Source organism: Lacrimispora xylanolytica (assembly GCF_026723765.1).
In the GTDB taxonomy this organism is placed as follows: domain Bacteria; phylum Bacillota; class Clostridia; order Lachnospirales; family Lachnospiraceae; genus Lacrimispora; species Lacrimispora xylanolytica.
This window is the reverse complement of sequence record NZ_CP113524.1, coordinates 3,018,165-3,035,735: the sequence shown is the minus strand read 5'-3', so window position 1 is coordinate 3,035,735 and position 17,571 is coordinate 3,018,165. Positions and strand designations below refer to the sequence as shown.

General features: G+C 44.0%; 14 protein-coding genes. 13 read left to right on the top strand and 1 reads right to left on the bottom strand.

Going from position 1 to position 17,571, the window contains the following annotated elements:
* Positions 1-15 precede the first annotated feature (15 nt).
* The 4 genes from OW255_RS14180 (at position 16) to OW255_RS14165 (ending at position 4,150) form a co-directional block, all read left to right on the top strand.
* The gene (locus OW255_RS14180; RefSeq protein WP_268114437.1) at positions 16-1,470 is read left to right on the top strand and encodes an acyl-CoA carboxylase subunit beta; all 1,455 of its coding nucleotides are present in this window, start codon (positions 16-18) and stop codon (positions 1,468-1,470) included.
* Between the two features lie 17 nt (positions 1,471-1,487).
* Positions 1,488-2,237 carry an OadG family transporter subunit gene (locus OW255_RS14175; protein WP_024838302.1) on the top strand — a complete coding sequence of 250 codons (750 nt, stop codon included), beginning with the start codon at positions 1,488-1,490 and terminating at the stop codon, positions 2,235-2,237.
* A gap of 21 nt (positions 2,238-2,258) precedes the next feature.
* Entirely contained in the window at positions 2,259-2,657 is a 399-nt protein-coding gene (locus OW255_RS14170) for a biotin/lipoyl-containing protein (RefSeq protein ID WP_268114436.1), read from the top strand.
* Positions 2,658-2,737: 80 nt separating this feature from the next.
* Positions 2,738-4,150, top strand: a complete 1,413-nt coding sequence (locus OW255_RS14165; protein ID WP_024838300.1) for an oxaloacetate decarboxylase subunit alpha — start codon at positions 2,738-2,740, stop codon at positions 4,148-4,150.
* A 56-nt stretch (positions 4,151-4,206) separates the two neighbouring features.
* Here OW255_RS14165 and OW255_RS14160 read toward each other — a convergent pair whose 3' ends face one another.
* Positions 4,207-4,713: a cupin domain-containing protein gene (locus OW255_RS14160; RefSeq protein WP_268114435.1), complete on the bottom strand. Its 507-nt coding sequence runs from the start codon at positions 4,711-4,713 to the stop codon at positions 4,207-4,209.
* 272 nt (positions 4,714-4,985) lie between these two features.
* Here OW255_RS14160 and OW255_RS14155 point away from each other — a divergent pair, with 272 nt between their 5' ends.
* The 9 genes from OW255_RS14155 (at position 4,986) to OW255_RS14115 (ending at position 17,540) form a co-directional block, all read left to right on the top strand.
* Positions 4,986-7,349: a dockerin type I domain-containing protein gene (locus OW255_RS14155; RefSeq protein WP_268114434.1), complete on the top strand. Its 2,364-nt coding sequence runs from the start codon at positions 4,986-4,988 to the stop codon at positions 7,347-7,349.
* Positions 7,350-7,373: 24 nt separating this feature from the next.
* Positions 7,374-9,176, top strand: coding sequence for a cadherin-like beta sandwich domain-containing protein (locus OW255_RS14150; protein WP_268114433.1), 1,803 nt, complete (start codon positions 7,374-7,376; stop codon positions 9,174-9,176).
* Positions 9,177-9,455: 279 nt separating this feature from the next.
* Complete coding sequence (locus tag OW255_RS14145) at positions 9,456-9,842, top strand: GntR family transcriptional regulator (protein ID WP_024838296.1); 387 nt, start codon at positions 9,456-9,458, stop codon at positions 9,840-9,842.
* A 22-nt stretch (positions 9,843-9,864) separates the two neighbouring features.
* On the top strand, positions 9,865-10,440 hold the full coding sequence (locus tag OW255_RS14140; protein WP_024838295.1) for a UvrB/UvrC motif-containing protein: 576 nt from the start codon (positions 9,865-9,867) through the stop codon (positions 10,438-10,440).
* Complete coding sequence (locus OW255_RS14135) at positions 10,433-11,467, top strand: ATP--guanido phosphotransferase (RefSeq protein ID WP_024838294.1); 1,035 nt, start codon at positions 10,433-10,435, stop codon at positions 11,465-11,467. The genes OW255_RS14140 and OW255_RS14135 overlap by 8 nt, the downstream gene beginning before the upstream one ends.
* A gap of 15 nt (positions 11,468-11,482) precedes the next feature.
* On the top strand, positions 11,483-13,930 hold the full coding sequence (locus OW255_RS14130) for an ATP-dependent Clp protease ATP-binding subunit (protein ID WP_268114432.1): 2,448 nt from the start codon (positions 11,483-11,485) through the stop codon (positions 13,928-13,930).
* A 99-nt stretch (positions 13,931-14,029) separates the two neighbouring features.
* Positions 14,030-14,443, top strand: a complete 414-nt coding sequence (locus OW255_RS14125) for a hypothetical protein (protein WP_024838292.1) — start codon at positions 14,030-14,032, stop codon at positions 14,441-14,443.
* A 64-nt stretch (positions 14,444-14,507) separates the two neighbouring features.
* Positions 14,508-15,899, top strand: coding sequence for a DNA repair protein RadA (gene radA, locus OW255_RS14120; RefSeq protein ID WP_268114431.1), 1,392 nt, complete (start codon positions 14,508-14,510; stop codon positions 15,897-15,899).
* 288 nt (positions 15,900-16,187) lie between these two features.
* Positions 16,188-17,540: an ABC transporter substrate-binding protein gene (locus OW255_RS14115; protein ID WP_268114430.1), complete on the top strand. Its 1,353-nt coding sequence runs from the start codon at positions 16,188-16,190 to the stop codon at positions 17,538-17,540.
* Positions 17,541-17,571 lie beyond the last annotated feature (31 nt).

Sequence of the window (17,571 nt, the reverse complement as noted above, 5' to 3'; positions counted from 1 at the left end):
ATGGAGGATTGCAAAATGAGTAATTCAACACAAACATCAGCAAGTAATCGAATTCATGCTTTGCTTGATGAGAACAGTTTTGTTGAAGTTGGCAGCTATGTAACAGCTAGGAGCACTGACTTTAACATGTCAGCAAAGGAAACTCCGGCTGACGGTGTTGTTACTGGCTACGGTACAATTGATGGCTGTCTTGTTTATGTGTACAGCCAGGATGCATCCGTTCTCGGCGGATCAGTTGGAGAGATGCATGCAAAAAAAATCACAAAACTTTACAATATGGCTATGAAGACAGGCGCTCCAGTCATTGGTCTGGTTGATTGTGCAGGCTTAAGACTTCAGGAAGCAACTGATGCATTAAACGGATTTGGTGAATTGTATATGAGCCAGACACTGGCATCTGGCGTAATTCCGCAGATTACAGCAGTATTTGGCGCTTGCGGCGGCGGTATGGCTGTTTCAGCGGCTATGGCAGACTTTACATTCATGGAAACTAAGGGTGGAAAGCTGTTTGTTAACGCTCCTAACGCCATTTCTGAAAATTATGCTGAGAAGTGCAACACAGCATCTGCAGACTTCCAGAGCAAAGAAACTGGTTTGGTAGACTTTACTGCTGAAGGTGATGAGATCCTGACAGGAATCAGAATCCTTGTTTCCATTCTTCCGGCTAATAACAAAGATGACCTTTCTTACAGCGAATGCAATGATGATTTAAACCGCGTCTGCTCCGATCTGTCAAATTATGTAGGTGATACAACCATCGTGCTTACCCAGATTTCCGATGAACATTTCTTTATGGAAACAAAGAAGGATTATGCTCCTTCCATGGTAACTGGTTTTATCCGTTTAAACGGTGAGACCATTGGCTGTGTTGCAAACAAGACAGAAGCTTATGATGAAAGCGGCGTGAAAACTGCTCAGTATGATGCTGTTTTAACGGCTGAGGGCTGTACTAAGGCAGCAGAATTTGTTGATTTCTGCGATGCATTTAACATTCCTCTTCTTACCCTTGTTAATGTAAAGGGATATGAAGCAACGAAGTGTGCAGAGAAGGCAATTGCCAAAGCTTCTGCAAAACTGACCTATGCATTTGCTAATGCAACTGTTCCGAAAGTAACCGTTGTAATCGGCAACGCATTTGGTACTGCATATCTGACCATGAACAGCAAATCCATCGGTTCTGACGTTGTATACGCTTGGGAGAATGCCTCTATTGGCATGATGGATGCAGAATCAGCGGTTAAGATCATGTATGCGGATGAAATTGCAAAGGCTGACAATGGAAAAGCTCTTATTACAGAAAAGGCTGAGAGTTATAAGCAGGCTCAATCAAGCGCTGTAGCAGCAGCAAAAAGAGGTTATGTTGATGATATCATCGATGCCAGCGAAACAAGAGCAAGAGTTGCAGCTGCATTTGAGATGTTATTTACAAAAAATGAGGATCGTCCCGCGAAAAAACATGGCACGATTTAGAATGAGGTGACAGGAATATGAAACTGAATTTGAAACGAGTAGCAATGGGACTTAGTTTGGCTGTCTGCCTCTTTTCATTCTCTATAAGCAGTAAGGCTGATACGGAACCAAAGCAGGTTGATGCTAACGCTCAGTCACAGCTTGAGCAGATTCCGGAACCACTTCTGCAGATGTTTGTAGATTTAAAAGAAGAAGAAGTGGAAAAGTTTAAGTCTCAGGCAGAGCAGGCGGCTGTTCTGTCTCAGGCAGCAGAGTCCTGGCAGAGCTTAAAGCCAGAGCTGGGTGCACTGGTATCCATCGGAGATGATGTTGCTATTACGACCACTCCAGAAGGATACAATGCAACCGTGAATGCTGTTTTTGAAAAGAAAAGTATGGAATTCACAGTGGCTATGGACTCCTCTTTAACAAAGGTACTTTCTGTGACCTTTACTCCAGAAAAGAGTAGTAACAGTCAGGAAGATTTATACGGATGGCTGGCAGTTGGAGCTATCGTACTTGTACTGGCAATTATCGGTGTGCGTAAGTACAGTGGCGGATCCGAAGGTGATTCCTCCGAAGGAACGAGTGCGCCAGCAGCTGTTGCACCAGCAGCATCTCCAGCACCGGTAAATGCAGCAATTCCTGCAGAAGTAAATTTAGTCGATGATCTGGAACTGGTAGCTGTTATTACTGCTGCAATAGCAGCAAGCACAGGCAGCTCACCAAGCAGCCTGGTTGTTCGTTCAATCAGACGCTCACCAGTTAATAATTGGAAAAAAGCTTAAATAATCAGGAGGATTTTCATCATGAAAAATTATACAATTACAGTGAATGGTAATGTTTATGCCGTAACAGTAGAAGAGGGAATTACACAGGCAGCAGTAGCTAGAACAGTGGCAGCAGCACCGGCTCCAGTAGCAGCAGCTCCAGCACCAGCAGCAGCACCGGTTGCCGCAGCTCCAGCACCAGCAGCACCAGCAGGTTCTCAGGGTTCTGTCACAGTCCCAGCTCCAATGCCAGGTAAGATCCTTGGTGTTAAAGTGAGCGTAGGTCAGGCAGTGAAAAAAGGAGATGTACTTGTTATTCTTGAAGCTATGAAGATGGAAAATGAAATCGTAGCACCTTCTGATGGTACTGTTGCAAGCATCAATGTATCAAATGGTGATGCAGTAGAATCTGGCGCGACATTAGCGACACTGAACTAAGACGATAAGGCCGGCAGTTACTGCCGGCATATGTATGGCTCAGATCAGAGCAGAATTAACATTGACCAGGAGGTAAGACAATGGCAGAAATAGAGAAAAAGCCGGTCAAGATTGTAGAGACAGCCCTTCGTGATGCTCATCAGTCTTTGATTGCTACAAGAATGACAACCGATCAGATGCTTCCGATCGTAGAGAAGATGGATCAGGTTGGATATCATGCAGTAGAGTGCTGGGGCGGCGCAACCTTTGATGCGTGCCTTCGCTTTTTAAAGGAAGATCCCTGGATCAGACTTAGAAAGTTAAGAGATGGCTTTAAGAATACAAAGTTACAGATGCTTTTCCGTGGACAGAATATTTTAGGTTACAATCACTATGCTGATGATGTTGTAGAATACTTTGTACAGAAATCTCTGGCTAATGGTATTGATATCATCCGTATCTTTGACTGTTTAAATGATATCCGCAACTTACAGACAGCTGTAAGCGCATGTAATAAAGAGAATGGTCACGCTCAGGTAGCGTTAAGCTATACTCTGGGTGATGCATACACTCTGGATTACTGGAAAGATATCGCAAAGAGAATCGAAGACATGGGAGCTTCTTCCATCTGTGTAAAGGATATGGCAGGTCTGTTAACTCCTTACAAAGCAGAAGAGCTGATCAGTGCTCTTAAGGAATCAACTAAGCTTCCTATCGATGTTCATACCCACTACACCTCTGGTGTTGCTTCCATGACATACTTAAAGGCAGTGGAAGCTGGATGCGATATCATCGATACCGCAATGTCACCACTTGCACTTGGAACCAGCCAGCCAGCAACTGAGGTTATGGTTGAGACATTCCGTGGCACACCATATGATACAGGCTTTGACCAGAATCTTCTGGCTGAAATCTGCTCTTATTTACAGCCAATCCGTGAGGAAGCATTAAAGAGCGGATTATTAAATCCAAAGGTTCTTGGCGTAGATATCAAGACATTACAGTATCAGGTACCTGGCGGTATGCTTTCTAACCTGGTTAGCCAGTTAAAAGAAGCAGGCCAGGAAGATAAATATATGGAAGTTCTTCAGGAAATTCCAAGAGTAAGACAGGACTTAGGAGAAGCTCCTCTTGTAACTCCTTCTTCTCAGATCGTTGGTACACAGGCAGTATTAAATGTTATCGGCGGCGAGCGTTATAAGATGGTTACAAAAGAGACAAGAAAGATGTTCTTAGGTGAATTCGGCCAGACAGTAAAACCGTTCAATGCTGAAATTCAGAAAAAAGTCATTGGAAACGAGACTCCGATTACCTGTCGTCCGGCAGATAACATTGAGCCACAGCTTCCGAAGTTTGAGAAGGAATGTGCACAGTGGAAACAGCAGGATGAGGATGTGTTATCCTACGCTCTGTTCCCAACAGTAGCAAAAGAATTCTTTGAATACCGTGCAGCTCAGCAGACTGGTGTTGATGTAACAGTAGCCGACAAGGAAAGCAAGGCATATCCGGTATAATAAATAAGTTTAAGGCTCCCCGGCAAGGGGAGCCTTATTTTTGCTTTCTTATATGGTTAACTGTTTTCCATAGACAGCTTTCTTATGATCTCTGTGTGGTGAGGATAGCTTTTTAAAAGCTCCTCTCTATTTAATAATTCAAAGTCTTCAAAGTCAAAGCCAGGGGAAACCATACAGCCCACCAGAGCAAATCCTTCTTTATTCATGGCAGAGCCAAATATATATCCACTTGGAACCAGAACCTGAGGGCATTCTCCCCGATCTAAATCTAAGCCCAGATCCCTGGTGATTAATTCACCTTCTGGAGTTATCATATATATGGTCAATGAGGAACCTGCATGATAATACCACATTTCATCGGATTTTAACCGGTGGAAATTGGAAACTTCACCGTCTCTTAAAAGAAAATAGATGCTTGTCCATAATTTTCGTGTTTTTCTGGTATCGGCTTCGGTCGCGTTTACCGGAATATAATCATCAGAAGCTTCTATTTCTTTAAAGAAGCCGCCCTCCTGATGAGGGATCATATCCAGTTTTTCAATAAAATAATCTGCTGTATTCATTAATCGTCATATGATGGCTCCTGCATCATATCTCCTTTCCTTCCCTTTTGTTTTAACTTAGTCTATCACACCATATCCTTGTTTTCAAGGTATCGCTATGATGCTTAAGTGATTCTTAAAACTATAAAGATTTTCTTACAAATAATTCCAATTGTCTGAACTTTGGACGATTTGGTTGACACATGGTATGATTTGTCATTATAATAAATAAATGGATGATTTACATATAATTGTTAAGTTTAAAATACATAAGGTCATATTGGGAGAAACAGATGAAAAAGTACAAAAAAGCTCGTAAGCTGGCTATTATATTAGCCAGTGTTCTGGTGTTGGATTCCAGCGTTGGAGTTATTACGCCATACATAAATGCGTATGCTTACACAGAGAGGTCGGCCACGGTGAATGCTACTTCACTTAATGTGAGGAGCGGGCCCGGTACGACCTATTCTATCGTTACAAAACTGACCAACGGAGCCTCCGTAACCGTAACAGATGAAAAAAATGCAACGGACGGCGCGCTATGGTATCAAATTCGTTTTTCCAATGCAAGCGGTCAAAAGGTTACCGGCTATGTATCAAAAAGTTATTTAACGTTTCCTGCTTCCTACACCCAGGATGGGAACTTTGAATCCCAGCTTTCCGCGGAAGGATTTCCGGAGAGCTATAAGGTGCGCCTTCGTGAGCTCCATGCACAGCACCCTCAGTGGGTTTTCCGTGCCCAAAAGACCAATCTTGACTGGAATACAGCGGTCAGGGAAGAAAGTCAGGTAGGAAAGACCCTGGTACATACCAGCAGCATGTCCTCCTGGAAGTCCATGCTAAGCGGTGCCTATAACTTCGATACCAGCACCTGGGTAGGCTTTGACGGCAGCAGCTGGGTAACAGCATCAGAAGATATTGTAAAATACTATATGGATCCCAGAAATTTTCTGGACGAAACAAATGTATTTCAGTTCTTAAGCCATTCCTATGACAGCAATAAGCAGACCATGGATGGGCTGCAGACCATGACGAAAGGAACCTTTTTATCCGGCAGCTCCCAAAGCGGCGGAGGTTCCAATGATTCCACCGGTACTTCAAATCCCACCGGAGGTTCTCAAAATGTAGGACCTGGCGCAGCTGTAAGTCCTGCTACCGGAGGAGCTCCCCAAAGCTCCGGATCCGGGAATGTAAGCTTAGAGGCACCTCACGCTTCCATAACACCTAAGAATCCTCAGGTTCTTATGGAATACGGACCAGGAGCCAGCCTTACGGGTCCGTCCTCAACAGCTCCTTCCAACAATACCACCGGTACCGGTACCGGCAGTTCCTCTTATGCAAACATGATCATGAATGCCGCCACCCAGTCCGGGGTTAACCCTTACGTTCTTGCTGCTATGATTATACAGGAACAGGGATCCGCAGGAAATGGAAAAAGCGTATCCGGAACAGAGTCGGGGTATGAGGGATTTTATAATTTCTTTAACATTGAAGCCTATCAGTCAGGAAGCATGTCAGCGGTTCAAAGAGGTTTATGGTGGGCCTCCCAAACAGGTAATTACGGAAGACCATGGAATTCCCCTGAAAAATCAATTTTGGGCGGAGCTTTATATTATGGTAATAACTATGTAAAAGTTGGGCAGGATACATTTTATCTGAAGAAGTTTAATGTACAGGGTGCAAACTTATATAAGCATCAGTACATGACCAATGTACAGGGCGCAGCTTCAGAGGGTGCTGTATTTTCAAAAGCATATAACAGCGATATGAAAAAAACGGCTCTTGAGTTTAAGATTCCGGTCTACAATAATATGCCGGAAACTCCCTGCAGTCAGCCAACAGGTGATGGAAATCCCAACAATATGCTTGCAGGCTTAAGTGTGGACGGCTTTGTAATGACACCTACCTTCCACAGAGATACCCTGGAATACAATTTAATTGTTGACCCTACGGTATCTAACATTAAGATATCTGCTTCAGCGTTAAATTCTGCCTCCTCTGTGAGCGGAACCGGAACCGTAGCACTTCAAAATGGCAATAATGATATTAAAATATCCGTAACAGCTCAAAATGGAACGGTAAGGGAATATATCCTTCACGTAGTACGTCAGAATAATGGTCCGACCTATTCTTCTGGTGTGGGAGGCAGCAGTTCAGGCAGCACGCCCAGTAACCCGGGAAGCAGTAGTTCAGGGAGCAGCGGATCCAGTGGCAGCAGCGGATCCGGAAACAGCGGTGGACCTGGAAGCAGCGGACCTGGCAAAACAAGTACCAATGAGTCTGGTAACAAGGGAACGCCAGGAGGAAGCAATGTAACCATTGCTCCTGTAGGCAGTACCAGTATCTCCGTGCAGACTTCCACCGGTGTCATCACACAGGGACCGGGAGGAAGTAAACCGGTGACAGCGCAGGTAACAGAGACTTCATCACAGACACAGGCCCAGGAAACTGCCGCCGCGCACGCTGCCTCCGGGACTACAGGAGATATTGATGGGGATGGAAAAGTATCAAGCAAGGATGTGCTAAAGCTTCAGCGTTACCTCCTTGGACTGGAAAAGTTGTCTGAAACAGAAAAAAAGGCCGCTGACTTAAATGGCGACGGCAAGATCGATTCAAAGGATCTTCTGGTATTAAAAAAGAAGGTTCTGGGACTTTAATGCCCTGCAGAAATAGGAGACAATATGAATAGGAAACTGAAAAAACTTTTAATCAGTGTGATGACCGCCTTCATGATAGCTGTCGTAGGACCTTTCGGTCAGATGATATCCTGGGCCTCCAACACAAAGATCTCATTTTCAGACCCATCGGTCATGGTGGGAAATGATGTGACTGTTAATATGAAGGTGACCAGTGATACTGCACTGGGGACAGCAGAGGTCATGCTGTCGTATGATCCGGGGATTTTAGAATTTGTAAGCGGGACCAGTGCCAACGGCGGCGCAGGAGCCATTAAAATTTTAGGTACCATGGATTCTGCAGACCAGAAAACATTTAATTTTAGCCTTAAGTTTAAAACCTTACAGGCGGGCAATGCCCAGATCAAGGTAACCTCTCAGGAAATTTACGATGTAAATTCCCAGGCACTGTCTCTTAGCAAACAGGGGAGTGCAACCGTAAAGGTCACTTCACCGGCAACGGTTTCCAAGGATGCCACTTTAAAATCCTTAAAAATCTCACCTGGAACCCTGTCACCGGCATTTTCGGCTGCTGTGGATCAATATACAACCGAAGTAGATGCCAACACCTCTGATTTAGTAGTCAATGCTGTGGCAGCCAATGCTGGGGCAAACGTAGCGCTTGAGGGTGATAAAGGGTTAAAAGCGGGAGAAAACAAGGTTGTTGTCAAAGTAACAGCCGAAGACGGCCAGACCATAAAGAACTATACCATAACCGTGAAAAAACCAGAAGGCGGAGAATCCGTTCGTGAAACCAATGAAAATGGCGAGACGAAAGAAGCGGAATTTGCTGACACAAAGGTAACGGTAAATGGAACGGAATACGACATTGCAACCTCCTTTGATGAAGCATCTCTTCCAGAAGGATTTGAAGCAGCAACTTATTCCTATAAGGGCACTGATGTAATGTCGGGTAAAGGACTGGAAAAGGATCTTCTTCTCCTTTATTTAAAGGATGCAGGCGGCAATGGCGGCTTCTTTGTTTACAATGAGAAATCCGATTCCTGGTCTCAGTTTGTACAGGTGGAGACAAGCTCTAAGGCTATTGTAATTATTCCTCTTGATACAGATACCAAAGTACCGGAAGGCTTTACAGAACGAAGCGTGGATATTGATGGCGTCCGTGTGACAGGCTGGGTGGCAAAAACTGAGGCAGAACCGGAATATTGTGTATTCTACGCCATGAACTGGAATGGAGAAAAAGAATTCTACCGTTACGATTTAAAAGAAAAGACGATTCAAAGGTATTTTGCATCAGGAGTATCAGGTGACGAGTATACAAAGCTGGCAAAGACCTATGAAGCACTTCGAAAAGATTACAGCATGCAGTTTTATATTCTTATTGCTGTCAGCGTAATGGCCTTGGTTCTCCTGGTAATCGTTATCTTACTATTAAGAAAAGGAAATAACGGCTCAGGAAGGGATCGTTCCGTAAAAGGAGATCCGGAAGGCAGTAACCGTTTTTATAAAGATCCGGAGGAGGCTCCGGAAAGCAGAATTAAACGGTACAGCCGGGAAGAATTTGACCGGGAATCCTTTGAAACCATACCAGAGGTTAAGCGGCCTGAAAGAAACATGGACAAGCCGGTACAAAATCCGGTACAGGAACTGGAAGAGGATGATGATTTTATTGTGGAATCCAGCCTTGAAGATGTGGAGAGAAATCTGTCCTCCCATGTGTCTCATGGCCAGTCACGTAAAAGACCGACACAGCCCAGGAGGCCAGATAACGGGCAGTCATCTGAACCGGTAAAAAAGGATGATCAGGACGAAGAAGACGATTTTGAATTTATGGATCTTGATGATTGATAATAGATAGTTAAATAAATAAGCTGCTGCATGGGAACGGAATAATCCGGGCATGCAGCAGCTTATATTTATGATAAAACAACTTTCTAATAAAAAAATTTTGCATTTACAGATACAAAAGGAAAATATGGAAGTGATGCAGAATAAAATGGAAATAATCAAAAAAGGATAATTTTAATCATGAAAAAACCATGAAAACTGGAGAGGATAAGACTATTGAAAAAATAAGTGATGTGTGCTAATATTCATATAACAGATATAACGAAAGATGGTGAAATTATGTTTTTGCAAATTGATTTTAACAGTGACGAAGCGATCTACATCCAGCTTCGAAACCAGATAATCATAGGAATCGCCACAGAAAGTATCAGAGAAGGGGATCCCCTGCCTTCCGTACGCCAGATGGCCGACAACATAGGAATTAATATGCATACGGTAAATAAGGCGTATACTGTGCTGAAACAGGAAGGCTTTGTAAAGCTTGACCGCCGCAAAGGTGCCGTTGTATCTCTGGATGTGGATAAGATCCAGGTTCTTGACGAGATGCGCAGAGACTTGAGCGTAGTATTGGCTCGGGGCATCTGTAAGAATGTGTCATGTGAAGAAATGCACCAGCTGGTAGATGAGATATTCCAGTCATTTATAAAAGACCAGAGGGAAGAGTAATTCACTGGATTGGAGGTTCATTATGTTATGCGAGAGATGTAAGATTCGCGAAGCAAATATTCAATATACGGAAGTAGTGAATGGAGTGAAGAAGGAACATCATTTTTGTGCCCAGTGTGCGAAAGAGATGGATTTTGGAGTATACGCAGCTATATTTGACGGAGAATTCCCGATTGGAAAGCTACTTTCCGGCCTTTTAGGAATCGAAGATGATAATCAGGGACCTGATAAGCTTCATCAGATTTCCTGTCCCACCTGCAGCACTACTTATGATACCTTTGTCAGGGACAGCAGATTTGGGTGTGCGGACTGTTACAGTGTTTTCGGTCCTCTTATGGAGGACAGCATCAAGCAGCTTCAGGGAAGCCTGCACCATACTGGTAAATCTCCTGTTTACCAAAATACAGAGGATGAAGGCGAAAAGGGCGGAAAGACAAGCGGTAAAGTATTGGCCAAAGGAGTAACTGAAGAGGAAAAAGAATTATCAGAGCTGGATTCCAGACTAAAAGAAGCATTACGTTTTGAAGATTACGAAACCGCAGCGGTCTGCCGTGATCGAATCAGAGAACTTAGGAAAGGAAATGAGACGAATGCATAGATGGTATGAGCAAAATCCTGCCGGACGCCCTGGAATTATAAGCAGCCGGATCCGTCTTGCAAGAAATTTACAGGAATATCCGTTTCCTGCAAAGCTTGATGACAAAGTGAGTACGGAACTGGTTCACCGACTGGAATTCGGTTTAAAAGATGTTGGTGAAATGGAAGAGAAAAAGTTTAAATTCGCCTTGTTAAATGAGATGGAAGAGCTTGACAGATTGGCCTTAAAAGAAAGAAGAGTATTAAATTCTTCAGCTCTAACAAAGAAAAGGCCTTCCGGAATTCTTCTTTCCCAAGAGGAAGATACGGGAATCGTCTTAAACTGTGACGATCATATCAGAATTCAGATGCTTGGAGCCGGACTTTATCTGGAAGAGCTTTGGGAAAAGGCGGATAAGCTTGATGATTACATTAACGAAAGATTTGAATATGCTTTTGATGATCGTTTTGGATATTTAACATCCTTTCCTACCAATGTAGGCACTGGTCTTCGGGCATCTGTTGTGGTTCATCTTCCCATGCTTTCCCAGGGAAGAAAATTTTCCAGTCTGATTGGAGATATGAGCCGTTTTGGAGCCTGCGTTCGGGGCGTTTATGGAGATGTGGAAGAAAACTTCGGATCTCTCTATGAAATCTCCAATTTAAAAACTCTTGGTCAGACGGAACGGGAGATTATCGATACGGTAACGAAAGCCGCCATCCAGCTGACCAATCAGGAGATGCAGGTAAGAAAATTGTCCATACAGAAACGAAAGATTGAAAGAGAAGATGAAGTGTATAAATCATACGGAGTGCTGAAATATGCCAGAAGGCTGACATTTCGGGATTCTATGATTTTCCTGTCCCAGTTGATGGCTGCCTTGTCTGATGAACTAGTAAAGGCAAAGGAAGATGTTTCGGTTTACCGCTTAATGCTTGGAATACAGCCGGCCAATCTGCAGAAAATTTCTGACCGTCCCCTTAGTAAGGAGGAACTGGATATCGCGAGAGCAGAATTTATCCGCAGGGAATTACCGGAATTAAAATAACAGGAGGATGCAATTATGATAGACAGATTTACGACAAAGGCCAGGACGGCCATAAATCTGGCCGTACAGGCAGCAGAACGTCTCGGGCACGGCTATGTAGGAACCGAGCATTTACTGATCGGCCTTCTGGAAGAAGGGAGCGGAGTCGCTTCCAGGGTATTAGAAGAAAATGGTGTAAAAGAAGATAAAGTTTTAAATTTAATCAGCCAGTTGATTGCACCGGATCAGGCTGTCCGTCTCCAGGAAGATGGCGGTTATACTCCCGGCGCAAGAAGAGTATTGGAGAACAGTTACCGGGAAGCGGTTCGTTTTAAGGCTAATTTAATTGGTACGGAACACGTTCTCATTTCTATTATCCGGGACAATGACTGTGTTGCATCCAGATTGTTAAATACCATTGGTGTCAGCGTTCAAAAGCTCTATATTGATGTGCTGGCCGCCATGGGAGAAGATGCTCCAGCCAATAAGGAAGAGCTTATGAAAACACAAAAAAAAGGCAACACACCGACATTGGACAGCTATAGCCGAGATTTGACAGAGCTTGCATTAAAGGGAAAGCTTGATCCGGTCATTGGAAGAGAATCTGAGATCAAGCGCCTCATTCAGATATTAAGCCGCAGAACCAAGAATAATCCTTGCCTCATCGGAGAACCGGGAGTTGGTAAAACAGCGGTTGTAGAAGGTCTGGCACAGATGATAACGGATGGAGATGTCCCTGAGACCATAGCTGGAAAGCGCCTTCTGACCCTTGATTTATCAGGTATGGTAGCTGGCTCCAAATACCGTGGCGAGTTTGAGGAAAGAATTAAAAAAGTAATTGCAGAGGTCATCGAGGATGGAGAAGTTCTTTTATTTATTGATGAGATCCATACCATTATCGGTGCCGGCGGAGCGGAAGGCGCCATTGATGCCTCCAATATATTAAAGCCTTCACTAGCAAGAGGCGAGCTTCAGTTAATCGGAGCCACCACCATAGAAGAGTACCGCAAGTACATTGAAAAGGACTCAGCTCTTGAACGCAGGTTCCAGCCGGTCACGGTAGAGGAACCTTCCGAAGAGGCAGCCATCGGTATCTTAAGAGGCTTAAAAGGACGTTATGAAGATCATCATAGAGTAACCATTACCGATGATGCTGTCAAAGCCGCTGTGAAGCTATCCTCCCGTTATATTAATGACCGTTTCCTTCCAGATAAAGCAATTGATGTAATTGATGAAGCCTCCTCAAAGGTTCGTCTGACCATGTTTACCGAGCCTGCAGAGATTAAAGAACTGGAGCTTGAGATCGAACAGATGGAAGATCAGAAGGAAGGTTTTATTAAGGCAGAGGCTTATGAAAAAGCCGGTGCCGTTAAGAAGAAACAGGAGAAAAAGCGGGAAAAGATTGATAAGATCCGTGAAAAGTGGCAGAAGGAGAAAACCACCAAGAGCCTTACGGTAGATGAGGGAGAGATTGCCGATGTAATCTCAAGCTGGACCAAGATTCCTGTTAGAAAGCTGGAGGAAGGGGAAAGCGAACGCCTTAGAAACTTGGAGAATATCCTTCATGAAAGAGTCATTGGCCAGGAAGAAGCTGTGACTGCTGTTGCAAAAGCCATCCGCCGCGGAAGAGTCGGCTTAAAAGACCCGAAACGTCCAATCGGCTCCTTCCTGTTCTTAGGACCTACTGGTGTGGGTAAAACAGAGCTTTCAAAGGCTCTTTCAGAGGCCATGTTCGGTACGGAAAATGCCCTGATCCGGGTAGATATGTCGGAATACATGGAAAAACACAGTGTCTCAAAGCTGATCGGTTCTCCTCCTGGATACGTTGGATATGATGAGGGCGGCCAGCTAAGTGAAAAGGTGAGAAGAAACCCCTATTCCGTCATCTTGTTTGATGAGATTGAAAAGGCTCACCCCGATGTATTCAATATCCTTTTACAGGTGCTTGACGATGGTCACATCACCGATGCCCAGGGGCGAAAGATTGATTTTAAGAATACAATTATAATAATGACATCCAATGCGGGAGCTGAAACCATCATTTCTCCGAAACGTCTGGGATTTGGTGCAGTCGCCGATGAAAAGGCAGATTACAAGCTGATGAAGGACCGGGTTATGGAAGAAGTGAAACGTCTCTTTAAGCCGGAATTCATTAACCGTATTGATGAGATCATAGTATTCCACCCACTGAACAAAGAGCATATGAAGGATATCGTATCCATTATGCTGAAGGATATTATGAAGCGTACCAAAGAACAGATGAATATTTCTATTATTGTTGAAGAAGATGCAAAGGAATATCTGATTCAGAAAGGCTATGATGAAAAGTACGGTGCAAGACCTCTTAGAAGGACCATACAAAATAGTCTGGAAGATAAGCTGGCGGAGGAGATCTTAAGCGGAACCGTGAAAAACGGGGATGAAGTGGTTGTATCAGCAGATACAGAAGGACTTAAATTTTCTGTCAGAGAGCTTGTAAAATAGCTAGCCATTTTCCGCTCATTCGTGTATAATAGCTACAAGCGAAAGGATCTGTTCTTCGCAATCAGGGATAAGTAAACAAAATACTAGGAGGGCAAACCGATGCCGGTAATTGAAGAATTAATCCGCACTGAACAAGACGGAACAATCAGTTTTGGTAATTACAAATTAGGAGCAAAGTCAAAATTACAGGATTTTGAACACGCAGGTGATTTATATAAAGTAAAGACTTTTTATGAGATAACCAAGCTGGAACGAAACGGCATGTTTGTATACGAGTCTGTACCCGGGACTGCGGTAGAGAATTTTACCGTTTCCAACGATGGTGTAGAATTTTTGGTCGAGGGTGACAAGGATGCTCAGTTAACCATTCAGCTGGCAGAGGATACAGAATATGAGGTTTATGTGGAAGGTGAAGCAGCCGGAAGCGTGAGAACCAATATGAGCGGTAAGCTTTCTGCAAGCGTTGAATTAAATGAGGGTACTCCGGTATCTGTGAAGATCAAACGCAAATAACAGGAATAAGGAAGGGGTTCGGTTCTTATAAAGAGCCGGGCCCCATTTTTTAAGGAGGAAGCAGATGGCAAAAGCTAAGGCAACTGCATTCTTTTGTAAGGAATGTGGATATGAATCCGCAAAGTGGCTGGGACAGTGCCCCGGCTGTAAGGAGTGGAATACATTTGTAGAGGAACTGGTGGGAAAAAAAGAGCCGGTGTCCAAACGAGGAATTGGTTCTGGAGGCGATGGCGGTATCCTGGGAGCAAAGGCGAAGCCCAGCAGGCTCTCGGACATTCATCTTGATGAGCAGGACCGTATGAAGACTGGTTATGAGGAACTGGACCGGGTTCTTGGGGGCGGTGTTGTAAAAGGCTCTTTGGTTCTGGTAGGAGGAGACCCGGGAATCGGGAAATCCACCCTTTTGCTCCAGGTCTGCCGTAACCTTGCCGCTTCCGGACAAAAGGTACTTTACATATCGGGAGAGGAATCCTTAAAGCAGATTAAGCTAAGAGCGAATCGTATCGGGGAAATAACCGGTGATCTTTTATTCCTCTGTGAGACGAGCCTGGAACTGATTGAAGGAGTCATTCGGGAGGAAAAGCCGGATGTAGTGATCATTGATTCTATCCAGACCATGTTCCGGGAAGAGGTTTCTTCTGCACCAGGAAGTGTCAGCCAGGTAAGAGAATCCACCAATATCCTTTTGCAGATCGCAAAGGGTTCAGGAATCGCTGTTTTCATCGTAGGACATGTAACAAAAGAAGGAGTCGTGGCCGGTCCCAGAGTGCTGGAGCATATGGTGGATACGGTGCTTTATTTCGAGGGAGAAAGAAGTGCTTCCTACCGGATTATCCGTGGTGTTAAAAACAGATTTGGTTCTACCAATGAAATCGGAGTATTTGAAATGGTAGAAAGCGGCCTTTCAGAGGTGGCAAATCCCTCTGAATATATGTTGAGCGGAAGGCCGGAGGAGGCTTCTGGTGCTGTGGTAGCCTGTTCCATGGAGGGGACAAGGCCTATGCTTTTGGAGGTTCAGGCACTGATTACGCCAACGGCTTTTGGTATGCCAAGGCGTACGGCGGCTGGTACGGATTATAACCGGGTAAACTTATTGATGGCAGTCCTTGAGAAAAGATGCCACTATGACCTTTCTCATTTTGACGCTTACGTGAATATTACCGGTGGACTCCGGATGAACGAACCGGCCCTTGACCTTGCCATTCTCATGGCTATCGTTTCCAGTATGAAGGACCGGGCGGTGGATTCAAAAACCATAATCTTTGGCGAAGTTGGGTTATCTGGAGAGGTTCGTGCTGTTTCCATGGCCCAGCAAAGAGTGAATGAGGCAAAGAAGCTGGGATTTAAGACCTGCATTCTTCCTGAAATATGCATGGAAAAGATGGGACCCGTTCCTGGAATCCGTCTGGTTGGCGCTCGTAACGTAAGAGATGCAATAATAGGATTATCTGACTGACAGGTTAAGAAAACCTGAAATGGTTGAGACTATGTTTATGACCTTTGAAAGTGAAAGGAACATAGCCTGAATCGTTTCAGGTTTTTTAACGTTTCTTAACAATATAAACCGATAAAAGGAATAATTGATAGACAATAATGAGAATATATTGTGGTATTATGCCTTGACTGCGCAAAAAAGACAAGAAAAATAATAATACAGCAAAAAAATAATATATGACCATGCGCTTTCGTTTGCTAAAATGTTTAGGAGGTAGTATTACGAACCTAAATTTAAGGAGGAAGTAAAATGAAAAAAAGGTATTTTAAGCGTGCTTCGGCCCTCTTGCTAGCCGGTCTTTTGGCAGCAACAGCAACAGGCTGCTCCTCAGGAAGTAAGACAGAAACCGTAGGGGAGACTACAAGTCAGGAGACAAAAGAAGCAGATAACAAAGGCGAGACAACAAAAGCAGCCAGTGGGGACGAGGTTACGATCCGTCTGGTTCACTACATGGGCGAACAGTCAAAAAGAGATGCTCTGGATGCTATGATAGCAGCATTTGAAGCAGCAAACCCAGGAGTTAAAGTTGATGTAGAGGTCGTAGCATCTTCCTCTTATATCGCAACGTATAAAAACTATATTGCTGCAGGCGAAGCACCGGACATTATGTTTGGTAAGCCTCAGACAATGAAAGAATTCGTTGATGGCGGTTACTTTATGGACTTAAAAGACGAAGACTGCATGAAAAATGTACTTCCAATGTTAGCCGATGAATGTACCATTGACGGCGGAGTTTACGGATTCCCTATCGATGCTCAGGTAAAGGCAACCTTCTACAACAAGAAGATGTTTAAAGAAGCCGGATTAGAGGCTCCAAAGACAAAGGACGAGTTCTTTAAAGTAGCTGACGCATTTAATGATAAAGGTATTAAACCATTTGTACATCCTTACAACTTCATTCACGGAGTATTCCATGAGCTTGATTCTTTCTTTACAAGCATGGCAGCTTCCACCGGAAATGAAAGTGTATGGAGAGATTCTCAGGAAGGCAAGAAAGAGCTGTCTGACAATGCAACTGTGAAAGAAGCAATGGAAATGTTCTCTAAATTCGCTTCCTACAAAGATGCAGGTGATGCAGCTGTAGATCAGACACAGGGTATTCAGAACTTTGCAGCAGGTCAGAGACCGATGTACATGAACGGCGGCTGGCTCATGGGAGACGTTATTGCAGCAAGCCCGGATGGTGAATTCGGTATGTTCCCGACTCCATGGTCAAACAATGCCCAGGACAATAAATTATGGGTTGGTATTGATGATGTATTCGTAGTATCTTCCCAGACAAAGCAAAAGGAAGCGGTTATGGCATTATTAAATTATTTTGCCAATGAAGAAAGCTCAAAGACCTGGATGTCTACTGCTAAATTAATGACCAGCAATGTAACAGTTTCAACTGATGATGCAGATGACTTTATTAAGGAAATCAAATCATATATCGATAACGATATGATCGTTTCCAAGAGTCTGGTGCCAGATTATACCTCTGAGTATTCCACTGCATTCCGCACCAAACTTCAGGAATTTGTCACTTTGGACGACAGCCAGCGTGACGTAGCAAAATTACTTCAGGACATTGATTATGAAATCGCATCCATCAGGCAGTAATTTTATGAAGTAATGAAATAACTCACGAAGT

Coding starts and splice junctions, on each gene's coding strand:
- OW255_RS14180 (WP_268114437.1), top strand. CDS start 16: ATGAGTAATTCAACACAAACATCAGCAAGTAATCGAATTCATGCTTTG.
- OW255_RS14175 (WP_024838302.1), top strand. CDS start 1,488: ATGAAACTGAATTTGAAACGAGTAGCAATGGGACTTAGTTTGGCTGTC.
- OW255_RS14170 (WP_268114436.1), top strand. CDS start 2,259: ATGAAAAATTATACAATTACAGTGAATGGTAATGTTTATGCCGTAACA.
- OW255_RS14165 (WP_024838300.1), top strand. CDS start 2,738: ATGGCAGAAATAGAGAAAAAGCCGGTCAAGATTGTAGAGACAGCCCTT.
- OW255_RS14160 (WP_268114435.1), bottom strand. CDS start 4,713: ATGAATACAGCAGATTATTTTATTGAAAAACTGGATATGATCCCTCAT.
- OW255_RS14155 (WP_268114434.1), top strand. CDS start 4,986: ATGAAAAAGTACAAAAAAGCTCGTAAGCTGGCTATTATATTAGCCAGT.
- OW255_RS14150 (WP_268114433.1), top strand. CDS start 7,374: ATGAATAGGAAACTGAAAAAACTTTTAATCAGTGTGATGACCGCCTTC.
- OW255_RS14145 (WP_024838296.1), top strand. CDS start 9,456: ATGTTTTTGCAAATTGATTTTAACAGTGACGAAGCGATCTACATCCAG.
- OW255_RS14140 (WP_024838295.1), top strand. CDS start 9,865: ATGTTATGCGAGAGATGTAAGATTCGCGAAGCAAATATTCAATATACG.
- OW255_RS14135 (WP_024838294.1), top strand. CDS start 10,433: ATGCATAGATGGTATGAGCAAAATCCTGCCGGACGCCCTGGAATTATA.
- OW255_RS14130 (WP_268114432.1), top strand. CDS start 11,483: ATGATAGACAGATTTACGACAAAGGCCAGGACGGCCATAAATCTGGCC.
- OW255_RS14125 (WP_024838292.1), top strand. CDS start 14,030: ATGCCGGTAATTGAAGAATTAATCCGCACTGAACAAGACGGAACAATC.
- radA (WP_268114431.1), top strand. CDS start 14,508: ATGGCAAAAGCTAAGGCAACTGCATTCTTTTGTAAGGAATGTGGATAT.
- OW255_RS14115 (WP_268114430.1), top strand. CDS start 16,188: ATGAAAAAAAGGTATTTTAAGCGTGCTTCGGCCCTCTTGCTAGCCGGT.